This is a genomic window from Nocardiopsis coralliicola (assembly GCF_054779695.1).
On sequence record NZ_BAAGXT010000007.1, the window covers coordinates 139,520 to 158,834 of the forward strand.

14 protein-coding genes are annotated in these 19,315 nt (G+C 75.3%); 8 read left to right on the forward strand and 6 right to left on the reverse strand.

From position 1 onward, the window contains the following. Nucleotides 1-682 precede the first annotated feature (682 nt). The 5 genes from ACYVGT_RS08105 to ACYVGT_RS08125 form a co-directional block, all read right to left on the reverse strand. Complete coding sequence (locus ACYVGT_RS08105; protein WP_460855824.1) at nt 683-1,984, reverse strand: PorA family protein; 1,302 nt, start codon at nt 1,982-1,984, stop codon at nt 683-685. After that, the gene (locus tag ACYVGT_RS08110) at nt 1,981-6,495 is read right to left on the reverse strand and encodes an alpha-(1->3)-arabinofuranosyltransferase (RefSeq protein ID WP_460855825.1); all 4,515 of its coding nucleotides are present in this window, start codon (nt 6,493-6,495) and stop codon (nt 1,981-1,983) included. The genes ACYVGT_RS08105 and ACYVGT_RS08110 overlap by 4 nt, the downstream gene beginning before the upstream one ends. A gap of 127 nt (nt 6,496-6,622) precedes the next feature. Continuing rightward, entirely contained in the window at nt 6,623-7,921 is a 1,299-nt protein-coding gene (locus ACYVGT_RS08115) for a glycosyltransferase family 4 protein (RefSeq protein WP_460855826.1), read from the reverse strand. 240 nt (nt 7,922-8,161) lie between these two features. After that, nucleotides 8,162-8,302, reverse strand: coding sequence for a hypothetical protein (locus ACYVGT_RS08120; RefSeq protein ID WP_460855827.1), 141 nt, complete (start codon nt 8,300-8,302; stop codon nt 8,162-8,164). A 30-nt stretch (nt 8,303-8,332) separates the two neighbouring features. Continuing rightward, nucleotides 8,333-10,225 carry a hypothetical protein gene (locus ACYVGT_RS08125; RefSeq protein ID WP_460855828.1) on the reverse strand — a complete coding sequence of 631 codons (1,893 nt, stop codon included), beginning with the start codon at nt 10,223-10,225 and terminating at the stop codon, nt 8,333-8,335. A 594-nt stretch (nt 10,226-10,819) separates the two neighbouring features. On the opposite strand from ACYVGT_RS08125, the gene ACYVGT_RS08130 reads away from it, so the two are divergent. Beyond that, nucleotides 10,820-12,181 carry an MFS transporter gene (locus tag ACYVGT_RS08130; RefSeq protein WP_460855829.1) on the forward strand — a complete coding sequence of 454 codons (1,362 nt, stop codon included), beginning with the start codon at nt 10,820-10,822 and terminating at the stop codon, nt 12,179-12,181. A 112-nt stretch (nt 12,182-12,293) separates the two neighbouring features. Next, nucleotides 12,294-12,806, forward strand: a complete 513-nt coding sequence (locus tag ACYVGT_RS08135) for a flavoprotein (RefSeq protein WP_460855830.1) — start codon at nt 12,294-12,296, stop codon at nt 12,804-12,806. 55 nt (nt 12,807-12,861) lie between these two features. Here ACYVGT_RS08135 and ACYVGT_RS08140 read toward each other — a convergent pair whose 3' ends face one another. Continuing rightward, complete coding sequence (locus tag ACYVGT_RS08140; protein WP_460855831.1) at nt 12,862-13,539, reverse strand: hypothetical protein; 678 nt, start codon at nt 13,537-13,539, stop codon at nt 12,862-12,864. 98 nt (nt 13,540-13,637) lie between these two features. Here ACYVGT_RS08140 and ACYVGT_RS08145 point away from each other — a divergent pair, with 98 nt between their 5' ends. The 6 genes from ACYVGT_RS08145 (at nt 13,638) to ACYVGT_RS08170 (ending at nt 18,877) form a co-directional block, all read left to right on the forward strand. Then, the gene (locus ACYVGT_RS08145; RefSeq protein ID WP_460855832.1) at nt 13,638-14,282 is read left to right on the forward strand and encodes a TetR/AcrR family transcriptional regulator; all 645 of its coding nucleotides are present in this window, start codon (nt 13,638-13,640) and stop codon (nt 14,280-14,282) included. Between the two features lie 184 nt (nt 14,283-14,466). Then, nucleotides 14,467-15,009, forward strand: a complete 543-nt coding sequence (locus tag ACYVGT_RS08150) for a hypothetical protein (RefSeq protein WP_460855833.1) — start codon at nt 14,467-14,469, stop codon at nt 15,007-15,009. Between the two features lie 157 nt (nt 15,010-15,166). After that, nucleotides 15,167-16,102: an ABC transporter ATP-binding protein gene (locus tag ACYVGT_RS08155; RefSeq protein ID WP_460855834.1), complete on the forward strand. Its 936-nt coding sequence runs from the start codon at nt 15,167-15,169 to the stop codon at nt 16,100-16,102. Further along, nucleotides 16,099-16,932, forward strand: a complete 834-nt coding sequence (locus ACYVGT_RS08160; protein WP_460855835.1) for an ABC transporter permease — start codon at nt 16,099-16,101, stop codon at nt 16,930-16,932. Before ACYVGT_RS08155 ends, ACYVGT_RS08160 begins: the two co-directional genes overlap by 4 nt. After that, nucleotides 16,890-18,254: a sensor histidine kinase gene (locus ACYVGT_RS08165; RefSeq protein ID WP_460855836.1), complete on the forward strand. Its 1,365-nt coding sequence runs from the start codon at nt 16,890-16,892 to the stop codon at nt 18,252-18,254. The genes ACYVGT_RS08160 and ACYVGT_RS08165 overlap by 43 nt, the downstream gene beginning before the upstream one ends. Next, nucleotides 18,251-18,877, forward strand: a complete 627-nt coding sequence (locus ACYVGT_RS08170; protein WP_460855837.1) for a response regulator transcription factor — start codon at nt 18,251-18,253, stop codon at nt 18,875-18,877. Before ACYVGT_RS08165 ends, ACYVGT_RS08170 begins: the two co-directional genes overlap by 4 nt. The last annotated feature ends 438 nt before the right edge of the window (nt 18,878-19,315 follow it).

A 19,315-nucleotide genomic window follows, 5' to 3' on the forward strand; every position in this document is an offset into this window, starting at 1 on the left:
CGGCACGGAAGCGGGACGCTGCGGTTGCGGCCGCAGTCGTCGCGGCCGCTCTCGCCCCTCACCCCCCGCTCTTCCCCGGTCCTCGCGGCTCTCGCTGGGCTGCAGCACCGGGACTCCCTCTCTCCCGGCTCGTAGCGCCTGCTGGGCCGGTGCGCCGGTCGGCTCGGCGGTCCTGCTCGCTGCGGGGCCAAGCCCGGGCACGCCTCGGCCGGGATGTCGGCCGCTCCCCCGCGCACCCGGTCTGGCCAGCCCAGAGCGGACCCGCAGCCGCCGACTGCGATCCGGCCCCTGCAGCGCTCCGTCGGCCGGAAGGCGGCCAGCAGGTTGGCCCGAGGCGCCCGCGGATACGGCTCTGGCGCACGGGCAGTTCGCGCCGGACCAGGTCGCCACTGGTCTGACGGCGGCACCTGGCAGCACATCGGCGACCGGTCCAGGATCGACGGCCGCCACCGGCGAAGGGCTGGCCGCCAGCATCGGCTCCGCCACCCTGCGCGCCCGCTCCCCCACCGCCGGCGCGGCGGCGACAGGGACACCGCATGGGACGGATCGGACGGCGCTGAAGCACTCGGCGGCTCCCGGGAGGCCGCCGCCCGCGGCAAGCGGGCAGCGGTCTTCGACGGAGCAGTGCGGGCCGCCGCGTCCGGATCCGGCTGCGCGGCCCCACCCGAACTGAAGGCACGCCCTAGCGGGTCGGGCGCAGCCAGCGGCGGGGCGACGGGCGCTTCGCGGCGGCGGGGCCGCCCGGCGGCTCGGTCAAGCCGTCTGCCGAGCTGTCCGCCGGGCCGGTGCCGGGGCCGCTCTCCCGCGCTGCGGGGCGGTCCGGAAGGTGCCGTCCGGTCGCCGCCCCAGGCTCCGCTGCTCCCCCGCTCCTCCGCTCCGGCCGATCCAGGTCGGGCGGGCCGGGCAGGGCATGCCGCGGCTCGGCGGGGCCGGCCGCCGATCCGCCGCCGGCGGCGGGAGCGCCGGAGCGGTCCCCCGCGGCTCCCTGGTCGCCGCGGTCTGCGCCGTCTGCTCTGTCTTCGCTGCCCTCCCCTAGCACGCCGTCCCCGCCGTCCCCGCCGTCGTCTTCGGGGCGGCGCAGCGCGAGGAGCGGGGCGGCGGCGAGGACGAGGCCGCCGAGGGCGCCCGCGCCCATGGGGATCCAGGTGCGCACTGCCGTCAGCAGGGTCCGCTGGGTCGCCGCTGCCTCGGCGTAGGCGGCGACGCTGGCCTCGGTCAGTTCCAGGTCCGCACTGAGCAGGGTGCGCTCCCCGCCGCTGCTGCCGCGCAGCGTCTCCACCCGGTGCTCCGCCGCGTCGACCAGGCGGCCGGAGACCGGCTCCACCCAGTGCACCCGCTCGATCTCGACCCAGCGGGTTGCGGCCACCGCGCCCCGCTGCTCCAGTCCGAGCGCCGACGCCGGCACCTTGCGCGCGGAGCCGGGCACCTGGGCGGCGTCCACCTTCTGCACGTAGCGCTGGACGGGAACCCCGGCCACCTCGTCGCTGCCCTCCAGCCGCATCGGCGGTGCGGAGCGCGTGTCGGCGTCGTAGAAGGGGTGGTCGCCGCCGGAGGCGCCGGCCGGCCAGTGCAGGACGAGGCCAGCCTGGCGGACGGCCCGGTCGCCGCCCACGTGCTCGCCGCAGCAGTTCACCGCGCGGCCGGTGGTCCGGTCGACGATGACCCGCCGGTCCAGGTGTCCGAGCGTGGTGGACCCGCTGACGGTGCCCGTCGTCATCTGCCACGTCGACCAGTCGGGGTTGCCGGCGGCGGGCCGCCCGCTGATCTCCGTCGTCTGCTCCACCTCCACACCGCGGACCGAGGTCCAGGTCGAGGTGTCGAGGTAGGCGGCGTCCTCGTCGGCCATCTGCAGCTGCAGGTCGGTCTCCGGGGGCAGCATGGCCATCCCCTCGTAGACGTAGAACCGCAGCAGCACGGCCGAGGTGAGGAGGAAGGCGCCGAGCGCGACGGCGATCGGCACCGCGTTGCGGCGGATGGTCTTCACGCCGTCACCTCCTCCGACCGGCCGCCGCCCGGGACGCGCGGCGCTCGGTCCGGCGGCCCACCGCCGTCCGGATCGTCCGGGCCGGGCGGCTCGGGCCCGGATCCGCCGTCCGCGGGGCGGCCGCCGTCACCGGTCCCGCCGGAGCCGGCCGCATCCGCCGGAGGCTCCGCGCCTTCGGCGTACTCCGCGTCGGCGCCGGCGTCGCCGGAGGTGCGGGGCGCCTCGCCGAGCGCGAGCACCAGCCGGACCAGCGCGGGCACGCACAATAGCTGCGGCACCGCGCCGCGGAGCGGATCGGCGAGCAGCCCGCTGACGTCGTGGAACGGCATCGACATCGCCAGGTAGGTGCCGGCCGCCGTACTGGCGCCGGCGAGCGTGAGCGCCGCCAGGATGGTCCACGGCCCCGCGACCCAGCGAAGCACGCGGCCGCCGAGGGCCGGCCGGCCCGGCTTGGCGTGCCGGAGCTTGGCCGACGGCCGCCGGCTCAGCCACCACAGCGCACCCGTCGATGCCGCGGCAACGGCCACGCCGGCCGCCCCGGCCACCCACAGGCCGTACAGCGGGGCCGCGATGAGGAGCGGCGCCCGCCCGAGCCGTCCGGGGACCGCTTCGGGGAACCGTGCAGCGGCGGCACCGCGGCGGCGCGGCAGCAGGGGGCGGGCGCGCAGGGCGAGGAACGCCAGGACCGCGGCCAGCACTCCCCCGATGCCGAGCGCCGCGTGGTAGGGCGCATCCGGCGTGTAGGAGAGGGTGACCGTGCCCGCCGAGCCGGCCGGCAGGCGCCACGCCTGCTTCCAGCCGTCGATGCGGACCGGTTCGAGCTCCCCGCCTCCGTCGAGGGTGGCCTGCCAGCCTTCGTTGTAGTTCTCGTCGACGACGAGCAGGCTGGCGTCGTCCACGGCGACGTCGACGCTGCGCTCGCTGCGGCCCCACCCGTTCACGGCGGCGACCGCGGCCCGCTCGACCTCGCCGGCGCCCCCGCCGGCCTCGGCTGCGGGCTGGTCAGCGCGCTCCACCAGCGCCGAGCGGACCAGGTACTGCCGGCCCGGCTCCACCTGGATCCGGTTGCCGCCCTGTTCCAGACCGAACGTGCCGCACGCCTCGAACCCGACCGGGCGCCCGTTGACCTGGTCTTCCAGCGTGCCCGAGCTGATCCTGGTGTCGACCCGCTCGCCGTTGACGCGCAGCACCGGGCCCAGGCCGCAGGCGGTCTCCGCGCTGCCGCCCTCCACCTCTTCGAGCGGCTCGGTGTCGGGCAGTGCGATCCGGGAGACCTCCAGCGGCTGGCCCTCCGGCGGGTCGAAGGTGAGGGTGAGCTCGTCGGTGGTGACCGGGTCGAAGCCGACCCAGCCGTCGCCGTCGATCCACGCCTCGCGCACCGTCGACCCGGTGTCCACGGTCACCCGGATCGGGCTGGTGACGCCGCCGGGGCGGGGGAACTCCACGCGCATGCCGCCGATCTCGGTGCGCTTGCCGAGGTCGACCTCGAGCGAGGGCTCCTCCTCGTCGGGGTCCGGGAACCAGACGGTGCCGTCGTCGGAGTCGAAGGCGTTGCGGCCCATCGCCGCGGGGTGCCGGACCGACGTCGAGGACGAGGTCACCTTCGGGTACCCGCCGGCGCGGTTGGCCGCGTTCTCGGCATCGCTGGGGTCGGCCAGCACGACCTGGCCGGACACGGTGCGGCGCCCTTCAGCGGCCGCCGCGTCGAGCTCGACCGTGCGGTCGAGTCCCATGGCGTCCTCGCCCTGCACCTCCAGCTCCGGGGAGCAGACCCAGCTGCGGGAGCCCTCCATGCAGCCGGGCACGGTCCCGGTGGAGCCGGTGAACAGCAGCGAGCCCGCGCCGTCCGGCACCGGTACGTCCAGTGTGCGGCCGATGTCGAGGCCGGGGATGTCGATGGAAGTAATGCCGACACGGGTGCCGAACCGGTACTCCGGCTCGTAGGCCAGGTCGTCGACACGGATCCGCAGCCGCTCGGTCTCGCCCTCCGGCGCGGTGAACTCCTGCGGCTCGGTGGTGTCGGAGACGGCGGCGGTGGCGGTGCCCTCGTCGGTGCCGATGGTGATCTCCGAGGGCGGCGGCTCGCCGGGCAGCTCCTCGAAGGCGGCGGTGAACGTGCCGACCTCGCGCGGCTCGTCGAAGGCGATCTCCAGCCACTCCCCCTCGGCACCGGTGAAGCCGCTGGACCGCCAGGAGGTGGCCGGCGTGGAGTCCAGCGCGGCGTAGGGGGTGCGGCCGGGGTCGCGGACTTCGGGCGAGGCGTCGGCGCCGGCTTCGCTGGAGGACGCGGTCACTCCGGCGATGCCGGTGTCCCGGGCCGCCGCGGTGAAGCCGTCCCAGGCGGGGTCGGCGATGTCGGGGGCGGGCGCGTCGCGTTCGAGCTCGTCCTCGGCGGTCAGCGTGCCGCTGACGTTGTTGCGCACGTCGGAGTAGACGATCTCGCGCCGCCGTGCGGTGTCGGTGGCGACGGTGTCCTCGCCGGCGATGGCCGCGGCTCCGGGGTCGTCGCCGAGGAGCACGGGCCGGTCGTCGCTGAGCGCCCCCTGCTCTGCCATGCGCAGCAGGGCTTCGGGGCCGCCGGTGACGCGCAGGGCGGCGTCCTCGGGCACGGTCCCCACGCGCGGGCCGGCGCCGCGCACCTCATACACCTCCAGCGCCGGATAGGGCTGGTCGTAGTCGCCTGCCGCCGAGGCGGCGCCGTCGGCCCCCTGCCCGGGACCGAACTCCGCTGCGCGCTCGATCCCCGGCGAGTCGGCCAGGGCCTGGTGCACGCGGGCCGGCCAGGCCCCGTTGTTGCCGCTGCGCTGCAGGTCGTTGCGGACGAGCAGGTGGGTGACGCCCATCCGGGACAGCGTCGCGCTCAGTCCCGCCGAGCCCTGGCCGGAGGAGATGCGCTGGTCGATCTCGTGGTTGAGGCGGGAGGCGCCGGCCGAGCCCCAGGGGATGATCTGGTGGTTGGTCCAGGCCCCGTCCATCAGCGGCTGAAGGGGCTCGTCCATCGGTCGGCCCCACTCGTACTCGCCGCGCGCCGATCCGGGCACGGCCATGGTCATGCCGTCGCCCGCCGACTCGTTGAGCCAGTTCGCGGCCTCGTACCAGTAGCCGGGGATGCGCTCGAAGCCGCCGCGGGTGGCGATACCGACGGTGGCCACCGGGGTGAGCGTGGCGAGGAACGCGACGGCGCACACGGCGGAGGTGGCCCGGTAGGCCACGCGCGGCCCGGGCAGCAGCGCCGCGAGCCGGCCGGGGCGGCGGCCCTCGGCGTCGGAGCCGACGGCCACCGGCAGGTGGGCCAGCCCGAGCACGATCGGCAGCCGGATGAGCGCGTCGAACTTGTGGATGTTGCGGAACGGGCTGAGCGGCCCGTCGAGCAGCGACTCCATGGTGGCGCCGAACGGCCCGCCGAGCGCGCCGGTGTAGCCCGCGGTGACGATCGCGGTGCCGGCCAGCACCGACGCGATCAGGAACGGCCGCTCGGGGGTGCGCCGGTTGATCAGCCCGGCCAGGCCGAGGCCGGCGACGGCCGCGGTGACCAGGACCAGCAGCGGGCCGCTCGACACCTCCGCGCCCGCCGGAAGCGCGGGCTGGCCGGCCGAGGGCACGTAGCCCATCCAGTTGGACGCGCCGCGCAGGGAGTTGATCAGCGAGGTGATGCCGGTGGTGGTGGCCGCGTCCTCGGTGTAGGGCATGAAGGACCACACGTAGCGGCCCATGATCAGCAGCGGCACCAGCCACCAGAACGACGCCAGGAACAGCGCCAGGAACCACCAGCCGAGCAGGCGCCGCTTGCGCGGGCCGCCGGCCCGGGTCAGCAGGTAGATCAGCGGCACCACCAGGACGGCCAGCTCGGAGGCGGCGTTGGTGCCGCCGCAGAACAGGAACGCCAGACCGGACAGCATCGCCGCCCGCCGCGGGTCGGTGCCGCCGCGCGCCCCGTGCACGAGCGGCAGCAGGACCAGCGGCAGCAGCATCATCGGCTGCAGCTCGGCGGAGTTGTAGGAGATCAGCGTCAGCACCCGCGGGGCGAGCGCATATGCAGCTCCGGCCAGCATCCGGGTGTGCAGGGTGCCGATGCCCAGTGCTTCGGCCAGCTTCACCGTGCCGAGGAACGCGGCGCACAGCAGCACCGCCATCCACACCCGCTGCACCAGCCACTCGGGCATGTCGAGGGCGATGAGCAGGGCGTGGAAGGGGCCGTTGGGGAAGAAGTAGCCGTAGGCCTGGTTCTGCAGCTGGCCGAAGTAGGAGGGGTCCCACAGGTACAGCGCCCGGTCGAGGAAGCCCAGCGGGTTGACCGTCAGGTCGATCTTGGTGTCGCCGACGATCATCGGCGGGTCCAGGCTCAGCGCGACGCCGGTGAGCAGCAGGCAGCCGGCCAGCAGTTTGAGCCGGCGGACGAGCGCGCCGTCCTCGGGCGGGGCGCCGCCGGTCCGGCGGCCGGGGGCGCGGCCGTCCGGCGGTCCGGCGGGGTCGCCGGGCCGGGCACCGCCGGTCGCGGATGTGGTCACCATGCGTCTCCGAGCTGTCTCTCGGCGTGGGGCGGTCGCGCGCCCGCGGGGATCGTGCCGGGGGATGTCGGGTCGGACGGCGGCGGACTGGACGGAGGCGGCCCGGTTCGGGCCGGTGCGATGCGGGCGGTCACGACCCGGTGCCGCGCCCCAGCTCGCCGGCTGCCAGCCGGGTCAGTGCAGCCCCGCTCGCCTCCCAGGTGAACCGCGCCGCCCACGCCCGGCAGTCGGCGCGGACCTGCTCGGCGCGGGCCGGGTCGGACAGCTCGGTGAGGGCGCTGCCGACGGCCTTCGCGAAGTCCTCGCCCTCGCGCACCAGCCAGCCGGTCACCCCGTCGCGGACCGAGTCCCGCAGGCCGTCGACATCGTAGGCCACCGTGGGAACGCCCAGTGCGGCGGCCTCGACCACAGTGAGGCCCCAGCCCTCGAACTCCGAGGCGGTGACGTGCAGCAGAGAGCCGGCCAGCACGGCACGCTTGTCGGATTCGGGGAGGAAGCCGTGCAGCCGCACCAGGCCGGCGAGGCCCTCGCGGTCGATCCGCTCGGCGATCGGGTCGGCCTCGGGGCCGCGGCCGATGATATGCACGCGCAGGCCGGGGAATTCGGGGCGCAGTGCAACGGCGGCGTCGACGACGTGCGCCACCCGCTTCTGCACGACGAGCCGGCCCAGGCTGACGATGGCGGGCGCGCCGGTGGCCGCCGCGCGGGCGGGCGCTCCGCTGCGCTGGTCGGCGGCAGCGGCCGGGTCGGGGACCGCCTCGGGCATCGGGTCGGGCCGGCCGTTGTGGACCACGGTGATCGGCGCGCGCCAGCCGAGCTTCTCCCGCAGCGCGCGGCGGGAGGACTCCGACACGGTGACCGTGGTGCAGGAGCGGTAGACGCGGCTGGCGACGGGACCCTCGATGAACCGGCCCAGCCAGGCGAGCGGCCGGCTGAAGTAGGCGTTGAACTGCAGGTCGTGCACGTGGTGGACGACGCTGACGACCGGGGTGCGGCGCGGGAGCACGAGCCGGCTGAAGAAGGGGATGCCGTTCATGCAGTCGAAGGCCAGGTGGAACTCGCGCCGCCACAGCAGCATCCAGAGCATCACCAGCGGATAGACGGTGAACCGGCCGCCCATGCGGCGCACGACGATGCCGTCGCGGGTCTCCATCCGGGCCTGCCCCGGCTCGCGGCTGGTGAGGTAGGTGAGCACGGCGCCGCGTTCGGCCAGGTGGCGCGCCATCCGCCAGGCGTACTCCTCGGCTCCGCCGGCCGCCTGCTGCCAGGGGCACCGCCAGTTGACCATGGCGATGCGCGCACCGTCGAGGCGCGGGCCGCGGGCCGCGGTGTCGTCCGCGGCGGATCCGGCCGCGGCGTCCGCGACGAGGGACAGGGGTGGGGGCGCCGGCCAGGCGGCCGTCTGCCGGGGTGCCTTCTGAAGGGCCACATGCTCTCCTGGTTCCGCCCGCCGCCCCGGAGCAGCGATCGGTCACCCTCTGCCGCCCCGCGGTCGCGGTGCGGAAGGGGGCGAGGGGTCGGTCGGGAGCGGGAGCGCGCCGGTGGCGCCGCCCTCCGGCCGGCGCCTCCGGGCTCCGGCCCGTACCCCTGGACCGGCGGCGCGGGGACCGCCGTCAGCGGGAGGGGCGGGCGGCGCCTGCAGCCCCGGGGGCGGGGCCGCAGGCGGCGATCAGCGGTCGCCGTAGTTGTACAGGGACTCGTTGACCGGCTCCGCGGTCGTCGAGGCGTTGGTGGCAATGGTGGTGCCGACGAGAGCGAGCCCGCCCGCCAGCGCCGCGCCGATCACGCAGGCGGCCACGACCTTGATCATGAGGGGATCTCCTTCCGGGGCCCTGCTCCGTCACTGTCGGAGCGGCCGCCGTGGGATGAGATGAGAACGTGATACAGCCAAGCACAATGTGATGGAGCCAACTGTAACCAACCAACCAGTAACTTCCAACCCTGACAGCCGCTCATTAACGGCGGCCACGTGGGGGTCCGGCACGCGGAGCAGGGCAATCGCGGGGCCGTTGCGGACAACTTCGAGCCCGGCCGCCTCGACCGAGAACGTGTTATCGCCATAGGTGTCCGGACCGCTACTGGCGCCGGGAGCGAGGGCGTCGCGCTCGACGAGGACGTAGCGGATCCCGAGTGCGCCGAGTTCGTGCGCGCCCAGGGGGCCGCCTGCGGCGCGGGCGGCGGCGCGGCGGGCGAGGGGGTCTTCGCCGGCGACGGTGGTGACGCGGCCTCCGGCGGCGCTGTCGGCGACGCGGAGTTCATCATTCCAGACGGTCCGGCGCTCGAACATCTTGGCGGCGGGGTCGAGCACGACACGGCGCTGCCCGTCGCCGGCCCAGTCGAGGCCCCGGTGGGCGCTCCACGGGAGCACCAGCACGGCGCCCGGTGCGGGGTCGCCGTCCACCGCTTCTTGGACGCCGCTCCAGGCCGGCGGATAGTCGGACGGCGCGAGCCGCCCGCCCGCGCCCCACACCAGTCCGGGCACCGACACCAGCGGCACCGCCAGCAGGAGCACCGCGGCGAATCCGCCTGCTGCGGCGCCGCCGCCGCGCGCTGCCGTACCGGGCGCGGATGCGGCGCCGCCGGCGAGGAGGAGGGCGAGGGCGCCCGCGCCGACGGACTGCAGCAGGGCGAGCGGGGCGATGTAGAGCTGGCCGTCTCGCAGCGGGCCGAAGCCGGGCCAGAGGCCGATGAGCGCCGCCAGGAGGGAGCGGCCGGCCTCGGTGGTGCCGGCGAGGGCGACGAGCAGCCCGATCGCGGCCGAGGCGCCGAGCCCGGTGCCGGCGGGACCCGCCTGGCGGGACCGGGCCAGGGCGCACCAGCCGGCGATGGCCGCGACTGCGAGGACCAGCCGTGCTGCGGCCAGGTAGGGGTGGCCGTGCAGCGGCGGGACGGCCTGGGCGTTCCAGATGCCGCCCAGGGCGAGGAGGGACGCGGCGGCGCCGAAGGGGGTGTCGGCACGGGGCGCGAAGGCGCCGACGGCGGCGGGGTCGGTGGCCGTGCCGGAGCCGGCGCCGCTCAGCGCGGGAATCAGCCAGGGCAGCGAGACGAGCGCGATCGCCGCGGGGACGAGGACGGCCGTGCGGACGCGCCGGGCCGTGTGGATCGCGGCGGCCGGCAGCGCGACCAGTCCGGACAGGATCGCGGACGAGAACCCGCCGACGGCCGCGGGAACCAATGCCACGACAAACCGCGCGAATCCGCGCCGCCGGTCGATTTCCGCGGCGGCCGCCAGCACCCACGGCAGCCCGGCATACCCCACCAGCACGGCCCACTGCCCCAGCAGCAGCCGCTCGGCCACGAACGGGTTCCACACGTAGAAGACGGCGGCGGCGCACCGGGCGGCGAGGAGCGCGGGGCCCGTGGCTCGGAACCGCCCTCCGGCACGCCATCGCCCTTCGGCGGCGCTCTCAGCGGGTTCCGCGGAACCGCCACTGGGGATGAGCCGCGCGGCGCCGGCGGCAGCGATGGCAAAGGCGCCCACGACGACGAGTGTCTGCACCAGGTCGGCCGGTATGAGCTTCGCCAGGACGGCGAACACCGCATCGCTGGGCACAGCCCGCGGAAACCCGTCGCCGGCCCCCAGCTGAACCGGCCCCAGCGGCGGCTCGGGCACGGCCACCATGTCGTACCGCAGCACGAACCCGCGCCCCGCCGCAGGGCCGAGCGCCACCAGCCCCAGCCCGGCCCCCAGCAGCCACGGCACCGCCGCCCGAACCCGCCCTGACCACGACATAGTCCGGCGAATCTAGCAACCGACCAGCAGGTCGATTCGCCCCGCCCCGCATTCGCGGACGGTCCGCCCGCCGCTGCAGCATCCGTCTGCGCCCGCCTGCACGGGAGAATCCGTGAACTCCGCGGCAATCTCCGCTGCGGCCGGAAGCACGGTTGCCCTCGCCGCTGTGGGCGCACCACGTGCTCTGGCCGGAGTGCGCGCGTTCGCCCGGCCCGCGGTCGGCGGGCTGCTTCCTGCAGACCGCCCCGCGCCGCGGTCCGGCCGCCGAGGCTGCCCGCCCGGACCACCCCTGCGACGTGCCCGTCATGGACGCCCTGCCCGGGTGGCCCTTCCCGGAAATGCAGGTGACAGCGCGAGGGCGGGCTCGGATACGGTGCGGGCATGTCTGCTTCGTGCGCGGCGTGTGCCGCGGTGACGAGGGCGCTCCGCTAGCGGCGGGGCGCCAGCGCTCGTTTGGGCGTCCAGCCGCTTCGCGATTATCCGGAGCGGCGCTTCTGTGCTGCTCAGAATCTGCTGAGCGGAGTATCTGTGTTCCCAAGCGTTTCAAACGGGCACGCGCCCTCGCCGGTCCGGGCATGGCTCGTGCTGTGTGCGATGGCGATGCTGCAGTTCTTTATCGCGGTCGACGTGACGGTCGTGAACATCGCGCTGCCGTCGATCGGGGCGGACTTCGGCGTCGGTGGCCACGCGCTGACCTGGGTGGTCATCGGCTACACGATCACCGGCGGCGGGCTGCTGATGCTCGGCGGGCGGCTCGGCGACCTGCTGGGGCGGCGCCGGGTGCTGCTGGTCGGCACCGCCCTGTTCGGGGCGGCGTCGCTGCTGGCGGGGCTGGCGCCGACGTTCGAACTGCTGGTCGCCGCGCGGCTGCTGCAAGGTGCGGGCGAGGCGGTCGCACTGCCGGCAGCGATGGCCACGATCGTGCTGCTGTTCCCGGAAGGTCCGCGCAGGTCGCGGGCGCTGAGTGTGTGGGCGGCCGTGGCGAGCTGCGGGCTGGTGCTCGGGTTCGTGCTGTCCGGCGTGATCACGGCGCACCTGGGGTGGCGGTGGATCTTCCTGGTCTCGGTGCCGTTCATCCTGGCGGTGCTGGTCGCCGCGGTCGTGCTCGTCGACGCAGACAGGCCGGTCGAGCGCGGGTCTGCATCGCTCGACCTCCCTGGGGCGGCGCTGCTGACGGCGTGCCCGCTGCTGTTCACGTTCGGCGTGGTGGAAGCCGGCGAGCCCGGCGCGCGGGCCTGGGCGGTTGCGGCGGCGCTGCTGGGGGCGGCGGCCTCCGGTGCCGCGTTCTTCCGGGTGGAGGCGCGGTCGCGCAATCCGCTGCTGCCGCCCGGGTTCCTCAGCCGCCAGACGCGCGCCAGCCGGTCCCGGGTGGCGGCGAACCTGACGACGATGCTGCTCAGCGGCGCGCTGTCGACGTCGTTCCTGCTGTTCACGTTCTATCTGCAGGACGTGCTGGGCTTCGGGCCGCTGGCGGCCGGGGCCACGATGGTGCCGCTGGCACTCGGGCTGATCGGGGCATCGGTGCTCGTTCCCCGCCTGCTGGAGGCATGGGGTGCGCGGGCGTGCGTGCTCGCCGGCCTCTGCTGCGCCGGGGGCGCGATGGCGGCGATTGCGCTGGCCTCGGCCGTGCAGGCCGGTGCCCCGTGGCTGCTCCCCGCGATGCTGCTGATCGCGGCGGGGATGGGCTTCGGGATCGTCGGCCTGCAGTACATCGCGGTGAGCGGCACGACCGACGGTGACGCGGGGATCGCTTCGGGCGTGCAGCGCGCGGCCGACCAGCTGGGCGGCGCCGCCGGCGTCGCGGTCTACGTCGGCCTGGGCTTCGCCCCGGCGCTCCACTCCGCCGACCCGTTTCTCGTCGCCGCGGCGCTGTCGGCGGGCGGGCTGGCGCTGGGAGCAGTGGTCATCCGCAGCTCCCCCGCCGCCGAGTCCGCGGACGTCCCCGACCCCGCCTAGAAGGCGGAGCTGAAAGGCCGTCCCGCCGCCGCATCCGGCGGCGGGACGCAGCCGCCGCCGGCGGCCCGGGCCGCACTCCACCGCAGCGGCGGAGGATCCCTACACTGGCCGGATGAGCGCTCCCCGTGCCGTGTACCTGGTCGTCTCCGGCGCTGCGGGCTCCGAGGACACTTCCGACCTGGTCCGGCTACTGCAGGGCGAGGGGGACTCGGTCACCGTGCTGTCGACCCCGATGGGCACGCGCTTCCACGATCCCGACGAGCTCGCCGCGCTCACCGGCGCGCCGGTCCGCGTCGAATACCGCATGCCCGGCACCGGGACCCCGCTGCCGCCCGCCGAGGTCGTCCTGGCCTGCCCGCTGACGTTCGCCTCGACCAACAAGTTCGCCCAGGGCATCGCGGACAACTTCGCCATCGGCCTGCTGTGCGAGATGGCCGGCTACCGCGTCCCCACCGTCGTGGTCCCGCACTGCAAACCCGAGCTCGCCGACCACCCTGCGTTCCAGCGCTCACTCGAAACCCTCCGCTCGATGCCCTCGGTCACCGTCCTGCACGACGCCGGGCGCCTCCCCGCCTGGTCCGAGGTCATCGCCGCCGTGCGCGCGGCCCCACCCCACCGCGAATGAGCGGCCCGCAGCACACCGATCCGGGTGGCCCCGGCCCGCGGCCGGCCCCGGGCCCTCACACCGGTGCGGGGGCACGCCGGCCGTTGGCGGGAATGCGCAGAAGCACAGCGCCGTAGGCCGCGATCCACACCACCCAGAGGATCCATCCGGCGAGCCCGATGAGGTCGATGGCGCCCGGATCGGCGAAGACCAGCGGCAGCAGCAGGGCCGACAGCAGCTGGAGCCCGCCGGCGGTGAGCCCCAGGACGGCATGCCAGAGCCGGATCAGACCGGAGCGCAGACCGGCGACGGACAGGCCGAGCATCGCCGTGGCCAGGAACGCGCCGTTGAAGGCGAAGAGCGCCTCGTTCAGCCGCCACAGGGCGGTCACCGCCGACGGGTCGTCTGCGGCTCCGGTCAGCGCCAGCCGGGTCGCGGTGAAGACGGTGAACGTCGCGTTCTGGAGCAGCAGTCCGCCGAACCCGACCAGGGACCAGGCTTCGCCGCGCGCCCGCTCCGAGGGCCGCACCGCCGCGACCACTGCGGCGCCGAACACGACCGCAAGGATCCAGATCCCGACGGCGAGCGTTCCGCTGGCCCCGATGACGGTGCCGTGCGCTGCGTAGTACCCGGCGACCTCGCCCACCGGGTCGCCGATCAGCGGCAGGCCAGTGGGCGCCAGAGCCAGGTTGGCGCCGGCCAGCAGCGCGGCGAATCCGAGTGCGGCCCAGCCGCCGATGCGCGAGAAGGACATGTCGGGCTCCCTTCGGGAGAGTGGGGCGCATCCGCCCGCACTCTACTTACGACCTCTATATTGATTACAAGCCACGTAAAGTCAAGAGGAGACGACCGATGCCCGACGATCCTGCGAAGCGCAGCTACGACTCGCTCCGACGCCAGACACAGGCACTGGAGACGCGTGCCGAGATCGCGCGCGCGGCGCTGCGGCTCTTCACCGCCCAGGGGTGGGCCGCCACAACGGTGCGCGACGTCGCCCGCGAGGCCGGCGTCTCAGCGCCCACGGTCTACGCCGCCTACAAGAACAAGGCCGGCCTGACCCGCGCGCTTGCCGACGCCGCCGACCTCTCCGCCGAACCCGGCCGCATGCTGGGCGAACTCGAAGACCCCGCCGCCGATCCCGCCGACCAGCTCGGCGCCATGGCCGCCTTCGACCGCCGCCTCTTCGAGCGCGCCGGCGACGTCATCGCGCTGGTCCGCGACGCCGGCCGCACCGATCCCGAGCTCGCCGCCCTCTACGCGGACGGCCGCCGCGCTGCCGACCGGACCCGCCGCCAGGTCTTCGCCACCTGGCCGCCCGGCACCTTGCGCGACGGCCTCGACGTGCCCGCCGCTGTCGACATCTACGCCGCGCTCTGCACGGTCGACACTTTCGCCGTCTTCACCACCGAGCGCGGCTGGACCCCCGATCGGACCGAGCAGTGGTGGCGCGAGGCCCTCCCCCGCGAACTGCTCAACCCCGACCGCCCGCACCGGTAGCCGCCGCCGGAGCCCGGTCGCGCTGCGCGGGTGCGCACCCCTGAAGGGGTACGCGGAACAGGCCGCCTGGCCGGGTCCGGCCGCGGGGCGGGCGGGGCGTGCGGGGCAGGAACCGGTGCCCGGGAAGACGCGTCGTAGGCGGGCCCCGCGGGAGTGGGGCATCCCCTTGAGCAGAGAGACCGACATGTTCCGTTCCATCCGCAACCTGCTGATCTTCATCGTGGGCGGCGTCGGGATGACCATCGGGTCCATCACGACGATGTCCAGCGCCGAAGTGATGTGCGGCTCCGAGGCGATGAGCCCCGGAGACATCTGCGAGACCACCCGCCGCGGCAACACGACCACCACGACCTATGAGGAGGAGGCCGCCTCGGACCAGACCGGGGCCAAGGTCATGATCGTCCTCGGCCCGCTGCTCGCCGTGGGAGGCAGCGGTTACGAGATCTGGCGGATCCGCAGGATGCGGGCGGCCAGGAACGGCGCGCAGCAGCAGCCGGCCGCCCCGCCCCACGGCGGGCCGCCCCACCCGCAGCAGCCGCACCCCCAGCAGTACGGCGCTCCGCAGCCGCACCCTCAGCCGCACGGCGCACCGCAGCAGGGCGGGTACCCGCCGCAGTACCCGCCGCACCCCCAGCAGTACCCGCAGCAGTACGGCGGCGGGCCGCAGCCGCCCCACCCGCCGCAGCCGCACCAGTACGGCGGCCCCCAGCCCCCTCCCCGCCGCTGAACCCCGCTCCCCGCGGCTTCCCGATGGCCCGGCGCCCTCCGCCGTCGGGCCATCGGCGCCTGGTCCGCCGCCGGCAGGACTGTCCTCCGTACGGAGGACACCGGGTCGGTCCGCTTCTGCGACGCGGCGCGGGGAACCGCGGGCCCAGACTCCGGGTATGGATGCAGACGAAGCGATCCGGGCCGAAGGGCTCCGGAAGACCTACCGGGGCCGCACTGCGGTCGGCGGCATCGACCTGAAGGTCGCCCGCGGCGAGGTGTTCGCGCTGCTCGGGCCGAACGGCGCCGGGAAGAGCACCACCGTCGAGATCCTTGAGGGGTTCCGCCGCCGCGACTCCGGTGAGGTCCGCGTGCTCGGCGCCGACCCGGCCCGCGCCGGCCGGCCCTGGCGCGCGCGCATCGGCATCGTGTGGCAGAACCAGGTCGAAGCGTCACCGCTGAGCGCGGGCGCGCTGGTCCGCCACTTCGCCGGCTACTACCCCGACCCCATGGACCCCGGCGAAGCGCTCGCCCTCGTCGGCCTGTCCGACGACGCAGGCCGCTCCGCGCGCACCCTCTCCGGCGGACAGCGCCGCCGCCTCGACGTGGCGCTCGGCATCATCGGCCGCCCGGAGCTCCTCTTCCTCGACGAGCCCACGACCGGCTTCGACCCGGCGGCGCGCCGGCGCTTCTGGGAGATGGTGCGCGGCCTGGCCCGCCAGGGCACCACCATCCTCCTCACCACGCACTACCTCGACGAGGCCGAAGCTCTCGCCGACCGGGTGTCGGTCATCGCCGGCGGCCGCATCGCCGCCACCGGCGACCCGGCCACGCTCGGCGGCCGCCGCACCGGCGGCGCCACCGTCAGCTGGACCAGCGGCGGTGAGCGGCGCACCCTGCGCACCGCGGAGCCCACCCGCGCCGTCGCCGAGCTCGCCGAACGGTTCGGCGGCGAGGTCCCGGGGCTGGCCGTGCACCGGCCCACGCTGGAGGACACCTACCTCGCGCTCATCGCCGAAGCCGCCGGCACCCGGCCGGAGAGCAGCGGCGCACCGGGCCCCCGGACCCCCGCCGCCGTGCCCGCCCGCACGGCTGAGCCGGAGCAGGCCCGATGAGCGCCGCCGCGCCGGCTCCGGCTGCCCTCCCCGGCCGCCTGCCCAGTGCGCTGCGCCTCGGCCTGTCCCGCGGCGGCCTGGAGATCCGCGAGTTCTCCCGGGAGTGGGAGCAGCTGGTCTTCACGTTCTCGCTGCCCGCCATCCTGCTGGTGCTGCTCAGCGCCGCCTTCTCCAGCGACACCGCCGCCGGCCACTCCGTCGCCGCCTACTACACCGCCTCACTCACCGCGATGGGGCTGATGTCGGTCAGCTTCCAGAACCTCGCCATCGCCATCGCCGCCGAGCGGGACAGCGGCACCCTGCGGCGGCTGCGCGGCCTGCCCATGCCCCGCAGCGCGTATTTCATCGGCAAGATCCTGCTGGTCCTGGTGCTGGCAGTCGGCCAGGTGGCGGTGCTGACCGCCATCGGGGCGCTGGTCTTCGGCGTCGTTCTGCCGCCGGCCGGCCGGTGGCTCCACCTGGCCTGGATCCTGCTGCTCGGCACCGCCGCCTGCACGCTGCTGGGCATCGCGATGAGCAGCGCGGCCCGCTCCGCCCGATCGGCCCAGGCCGCGGTGACCGTGCCGTTCCTGGCGCTCCAGCTGGTCTCGGGTGTCTTCGTGCCCGTGCACCAGTTGCCGGGCTGGCTGGTCGACATCGCCTCGCTGTTCCCGCTGAAGTGGATGGCGCAGGGGATGCGCGCGGTCTTCCTGCCCGGCGAGGCGGCGGCCCTGGAGGCAGGGGGGTCGTGGCAGCTCGGCACGGTGGCACTCGTGCTCGCCGCGTGGTGCGTGGTGGGATTGGTGCTGTGCCTGACAACGTTCCGGTGGAAGACGGCGAAGGACGGGTGAGCGCCGTGCCCGCACCTTCTCCGCAGCCGCACGCCTGGACGGCGATCCCGTACTGGGACGCCTATGTGGTGGCGGTCCTGGCCCTGATGGCCGTCCTGGCGCTGCTGGACGGCTCCGGGTGGCCGCACTGGGCCTCGGCCGGGCTGCTCGCGGCGATCGCCGCCGCCTATCTGGTCCGCGGTCGGCGGCTGATCGCCGCGGACGACGATTCGGGCGCCGCGAAACGCTGGACCGCGGGCTATGCCGCGCTGTTCATCCCCGCCGCGGTGCTGGTCCCGATGACCAGTACCGCCCTGTTCGCGCTGACCCCGCTGGCCTACATGACCGCCGTCCCCCGCTGGGCGTCCGCGGCGGTGACCGCGATGCTCCTGGCGCCGCCGCTGCTCGGGCAGGCCGTCGATCCGGGGCCGCTGCGCAACCTTGCAGTGCAGCTCACCGTGAACACCGCGATCCTGCTGTTCGCCATGTGGTTCGGCGGGTGGATCAACCGGATCATCGCCCAGAGCGCGGAGCGGGCCGCCCTCATCCGGGAGTTGGAGGCCGGTCGGGAGCAGATCGCGGCGCTGTCCGCGCGCACCGGCGCCCAGGCCGAGCGGGAGCGGATGGCCCGCGAGATCCACGACACCCTGGCCCAGGGCTTCACCAGTGTCATCACGCTCGCCCAAGCCGTGCAGTCCGAGTTCGAGACCGACCCCGCCGCGGCCCGCCGGCACCTGTCGCTGCTGCTGGAGACGGGGCGGGAGAACCTTGCCGAGGCCCGCGCCCTCGTGGCGGGCGCGCCGGACGGCCGCTCGGATGGCGCAGCAGGCGGCGGGGCTGCTGCGGACAGCGGCTCCACCGACGCCGCCGGCGCACTGGAGGAAGCGCTGCACCGGGTGGCCGGCCGGTTGTCCGCCGAGACCGGCGCCGAGGTGGACGTCGCGGTCCGCGGCGACCGGCCCGGCCGGATGCCCGCCGGCGCGCAGGTCGACCTGCTCCGCGCGGCACAGGAGTCGCTGGCCAATGCGCGGCGGCACTCCGGCGCCGGCGCGGTCCGGATGGTGCTGGAGTACACCGCAGACACGGCCTCGGTCACCGTCTCCGACGACGGCTGCGGCTTCACCCCCGGCGAGGCCCCCGGATGGGCGCCCGCCCAGGACAGCTGCAGCGGCTACGGCCTGCGCGGACTGGCACGCCGCGCCGAGGCGGCCGGCGGGAGCTTCACGGTCCAGTCCGCGCCCGGAGCCGGTACCGACGTGGAGTTCCGCCTCCCTCTCGACCCGGCCGGCGCCGCAGCCCGCGACGGCCGCGGCACCGGACCTGTGAACGGAGCCCCGCAATGATCCGCGTCGTGCTGGCCGACGACCACCCCATCGTGCGGGAGGGCATCCGCGGCATGCTCGCTGCGGAGGGCGGTATCGAGGTCGTCGGCGAGGCCGGGTCCGGCGACGAGGCGCTCGCCGTGGTGCGCGCCCGCCGCCCCGACGTCGTCCTGATGGACCTGCGCATGCCCGGCGGCGACGGCGTGCAGACCACCGAGCGCGTGCTGGCGGAGGCCCCCGGCTGCAGGGTGCTGATCCTGACCACCTACGACACCGACGCCGACATCCTGCGCGCGGTGGAGGCCGGTGCGACCGGCTACCTGCTCAAAGACGCACCGCTCGCCGACCTCTCCGCCGCGGTCCGCGCGGCAGCGCGCGGCGAGACGGCCCTGTCCCCCGCGGTCGCCACCCGCCTCGTGTCCGGAATCCGCGGACGCACGGACTCCCCCGCCCTGTCGGCCCGCGAGGCCGAGGTGCTCCGCCTCGCCTCGAAGGGCCTGACCAACGCCGACATCGGCGCGCAGCTCTACATCAGCGCCACCACGGTCAAGACCCACCTGATGCGCGCCTACGGCAAGCTCGGCGTCTCCGACCGGACCGCGGCCGTCACCACCGCCATCCAGCTGGGCCTGCTGCCGCCCTGACCGGCATCCGGGCGGCGTTGCCTGCGCGGGCACCGGGAGCGGCGCAGCGACGGACGCCCGGTGCGGTGCGGGCGCGGCAGCCGCACAAGGGCGCCGCAGCCCGGCGGCGGAGCGCCTCCGCGATCCGGCCCGCCGGGGAGGCGGGTCCGGCACGCGGGCATCCGCGGACGGGGCCCGCGCCCCTCGTGCCCGGCCGGCGGGGGCCACTGCTCGCGGAGCCGCTCGGCCAACCGCTTCACTCCGTCCCTGATGAGCTTGGCGTGCGCGTCACCGCTGCGCGCGCCGAGCAGGGACCGCGCCTGCCGGCCGTGCCCATGGGCACGGCCGGGATCACCGAGCCGGAGGCAGTACTCGCCGGCGTTGCGGTGCTGCGACGGATCCGCCCCAGCCGCCGGCGGCGGGACTCCGGCGCCGCCGGTGCGCTCGCCGGTGATCAGA